At 44.4% G+C, this 3,141-nt stretch carries 4 protein-coding genes and 1 pseudogene; 4 read left to right on the top strand and 1 reads right to left on the bottom strand.

Annotation, left to right across the window (positions count from 1 at the left end; genetic code table 11):
- Positions 1-291 (top strand): annotated as a pseudogene (locus tag H6S82_RS25985) (N-acetylglucosamine-6-phosphate deacetylase); the annotation flags it as partial.
- A gap of 255 nt (positions 292-546) precedes the next feature.
- On the opposite strand, the gene H6S82_RS25980 reads toward H6S82_RS25985, so the two are convergent.
- Positions 547-1,392, bottom strand: coding sequence for a GNAT family N-acetyltransferase (locus H6S82_RS25980; RefSeq protein WP_190465168.1), 846 nt, complete (start codon positions 1,390-1,392; stop codon positions 547-549).
- Between the two features lie 93 nt (positions 1,393-1,485).
- On the opposite strand from H6S82_RS25980, the gene bchM reads away from it, so the two are divergent.
- Genes bchM through H6S82_RS25965 form a run of 3 tightly spaced genes read left to right on the top strand, consistent with a single transcriptional unit; the run spans position 1,486 to position 3,030 of the window.
- Positions 1,486-2,178, top strand: coding sequence for a magnesium protoporphyrin IX methyltransferase (gene bchM, locus H6S82_RS25975; RefSeq protein ID WP_190465169.1), 693 nt, complete (start codon positions 1,486-1,488; stop codon positions 2,176-2,178).
- 37 nt (positions 2,179-2,215) lie between these two features.
- Positions 2,216-2,635 carry a hypothetical protein gene (locus tag H6S82_RS25970; RefSeq protein WP_190465170.1) on the top strand — a complete coding sequence of 140 codons (420 nt, stop codon included), beginning with the start codon at positions 2,216-2,218 and terminating at the stop codon, positions 2,633-2,635.
- A gap of 17 nt (positions 2,636-2,652) precedes the next feature.
- Positions 2,653-3,030 carry a DUF423 domain-containing protein gene (locus H6S82_RS25965; RefSeq protein ID WP_190465171.1) on the top strand — a complete coding sequence of 126 codons (378 nt, stop codon included), beginning with the start codon at positions 2,653-2,655 and terminating at the stop codon, positions 3,028-3,030.
- Positions 3,031-3,141: the final 111 nt, after the last annotated feature.

The raw sequence follows: 3,141 nt of genomic DNA, 5'->3' as shown, positions 1-3,141 counted from the left end.
ACTCGTGAAATAGAAGTTAAAAACGGCACGGCGAGACTTTTGAATGGAACGCTTTCCGGGACAACGCTACCTTTATTGGTTGGTGTGCAGAATTTGGTGAAGTGGGGAATTTGCGACGCGGAAGAAGCGATCGCACTGGCGACAGTTGCACCCAGAGAAGCGATCGGCATTAATGGTATTATCGGTAAACCTGCGTCTCAGTTATTGCATTGGCAGATGACTCAAGCGGAAGGTAATGGCGAAGCGATACTGACATGGAAAAGAATATTTCCAAGTTGTGAAGATGTTTGATGAAAATCAGTTGTAGAGAAGTTTCATATCATGTCCGGTGGCTTTGGTAGTATATGAGCGATAGGAAAGATTATCTGTGGGTATTAGGGGTTAAATTTCTACCGCAGATGTAAGCAGATAAACGCAGATAAACGCAGATAAGAAAGTGATTTTTTGTGCAACCGATGCTACCGGATAAGATAAGTTTTTATTGTCACCACAAAAACTTCTTTCCCTAACCCCTAGCCCCGACGCCCGACGCCCTAACTAGATTTTCTAACCTAACTCTAAAGTTGTCACTCCAAAAATATGGGCAATATCAATGTTAGGTGTGCCGCGATTGTACATCCGCACGCATTCAAATACTGGCTTCATCCCATAACTTTCAGCCAAAGCAATCGCCTGCGGATTTGCATCGGGTGTATCCAAAAATATGGGTTTACCGAAACTAAAACTGCTGAGACATTGAAATAAAGTTTCAGCGATTTGAGCATCATCGGCAAAGAGGGGGCCAATTTTAAATCCGGTGCGGCATTCTCGAATTACGCCATAACCGGATAAATTGCCATTTTTAATATAGGCATAGCCCGCACGCGCTGGCGGATTAATCCATTGTTCTAGAAACGCAGGACGAGAAGCAGGAAAATGTTGGCGATCGTATTGCAGAATATCTGTAAATGGGATATTTTTTAGAGATACAACATTGTCAGGCGGTGCGATCGCTATTCCCACACCTTCATAGCGAATATGACGATAAGCTGCCTGAAAACCAAACTTGCGGTAATTCTCCACTTGTGCTACAACACCATCTAAGGCAACGTTGCGATCGCCCAACAGCTGCAAACCAGCATTCCAAGTTCGCAAACCAAAACCTTGACCCCGACGATCGGGTTTGACAATATACAAACCGACAAAACCAAAAGTATCGTCGTAGCGTACCGCCGAAATACTACTGATGAGTTCCCCGTCGATCTCTCCCATCAAGAAACCCCCCGGATCGGCAGCAAAAAAGGCGTTAGCATCGTTAATACCGGGATTCCAACCCTCTGTTGCTGCCCAGTCGAGAGCGAGTTCCAAATCAGAGAGGCTCATCGATCGAATTGTAAATCTGTCAGCAGTCATAATTATGCGAAATAAAGTTTTATCCAGTGCGCGTCATAAGCCGTATAGTATGTAACCGTTGGGAAAAATTGCAAATTCGCGCAGATTAATTATATGAACGCAGCCGACGATAAAACCATTGTTCAGGACTACTTCAACTCTACAGGCTTTGACCGCTGGCGGCGTATTTATGGCGATGGCGAAGTCAATAAAGTCCAGCTCGATATCCGCGAGGGACATCAACAAACAGTAGCTACCACACTCAGCTGGCTGACGTATGATGGCAATGTGTCAAAGCTATCAATCTGCGACGCCGGTTGCGGGGTGGGCAGTCTCAGCATTCCTTTGGCGCAAGATGGAGCTAAAGTTTATGCTAGCGATATCTCCGAAAAAATGGTGGCAGAAGCAAAGGAAAGAGCCGCAGCTGCTTTGAGTAACACCGATAATCTCACCTTCGCCGTACAAGACTTAGAGGCGCTGAGTGGTAGATACCACACCGTCATTTGCCTCGATGTCTTGATTCACTATCCCCAAGATAAAGCAGCCGAGATGATTGCACACCTCGCTTCTTTAGCTGAGTCCCGTCTGATTCTCAGCTTTGCACCGAAAACTTTGTGTCTTAGTTTGCTTAAAAAAATTGGCAGCTTTTTCCCAGGTGCGAGTAAAGCGACTCGCGCTTACCTGCATCGCGAAGCTGATATCGTGGAAATCCTGAAAACTTGTGGTTTTACAGTGCAGCGACAAGATATGATCCGCACCCGCTTTTATTTCTCGCGGCTACTGGAAGCTACTCGTAAATCAAGTTAAAATCGCAGCAATAGTAGCGCGATCGGCTGGAACTATTATGAAGATAATCAAAAAATTGTCTGCGGGTTTACTGCTTGCATTTGGAGGTATTTTTCTGATGGTTCCAGTCTTAGTTTGGACATTTCCAGATAAGGATGCTTCTCCAGAAGATATACAGGAGGATAAAGATGCTGCCTTGGGTGGTTTATTCCTCGGTATTCCCTCTGTAGCGTGGGGTGCTTGGCTGGCGGGGGGATTGCACAAACAAGCAAAGAAAGAAGAATGCGATCGCCTCAATTCGATTTTTTATCAAATTCTCAAAGAAGGAAACGGACAAATCACTGTATTGCGCTTGGCAATGGAGGCAAAATTACCTGGAAAAGTAGCTAAGCAATATTTAGATGAAAAAGCCAAGGAGTTTCAAGCCAATTTTCATGTCACTGAAAACGGCGACATTATTTATCGGTTTCATTTGTAATTGTTCAAAAGCAGATTATGACTAATATTTTTTTGAGCGTGGCGGCTATTTTAGGTGGATTATCTGTGGCACTGGGCGCTTTTGGAGCCCATGCTTTGAAAGAAAAATTAACAGAGCGATCGCTCGAAATTTTTGAAACAGGCGTTCGTTACCAAATGTATCACGCTTTGGCACTTTTGTTAGTGGCATTGCTGTTAACTCGCGCTGAAATACCCCAAACTTCTTTAATAGCATCTGGATTTGCTTTCATCGCTGGTGTTGTCATTTTTTCCGGTAGTTTGTACGCGCTGAGTTTGAGTGGCGTTAAATGGCTGGGAGCAATAACACCCTTGGGGGGAGTAGCTTTTATCGTGGGATGGGGTTGTTTGGCAGTTGCTGCTTTCAGCTTTAAGTAGCTGAATATCTAACCGTAGGGTGGGGAAAGGTACGGAAAATTAATTATTGGTTGAAAGTACTAAACTTGTCACCCATACCTATCACACCCTACAAATTACAAGCATCAGTTA

This window comes from Planktothrix sp. FACHB-1355, from assembly GCF_014748295.1.
Lineage (GTDB): Bacteria > Cyanobacteriota > Cyanobacteriia > Cyanobacteriales > Aerosakkonemataceae > Aerosakkonema > Aerosakkonema funiforme_A.
This window is presented reverse-complemented; position numbering and strand designations above follow the sequence as displayed.

What these genes read in the sequence shown, in the direction of transcription:
- H6S82_RS25980 (WP_190465168.1), bottom strand. Translation starts at nt 1,392, where the DNA reads ATGACTGCTGACAGATTTACAATTCGATCGATGAGCCTCTCTGATTTG.
- bchM (WP_190465169.1), top strand. Translation starts at nt 1,486, where the DNA reads ATGAACGCAGCCGACGATAAAACCATTGTTCAGGACTACTTCAACTCT.
- H6S82_RS25970 (WP_190465170.1), top strand. Translation starts at nt 2,216, where the DNA reads ATGAAGATAATCAAAAAATTGTCTGCGGGTTTACTGCTTGCATTTGGA.
- H6S82_RS25965 (WP_190465171.1), top strand. Translation starts at nt 2,653, where the DNA reads ATGACTAATATTTTTTTGAGCGTGGCGGCTATTTTAGGTGGATTATCT.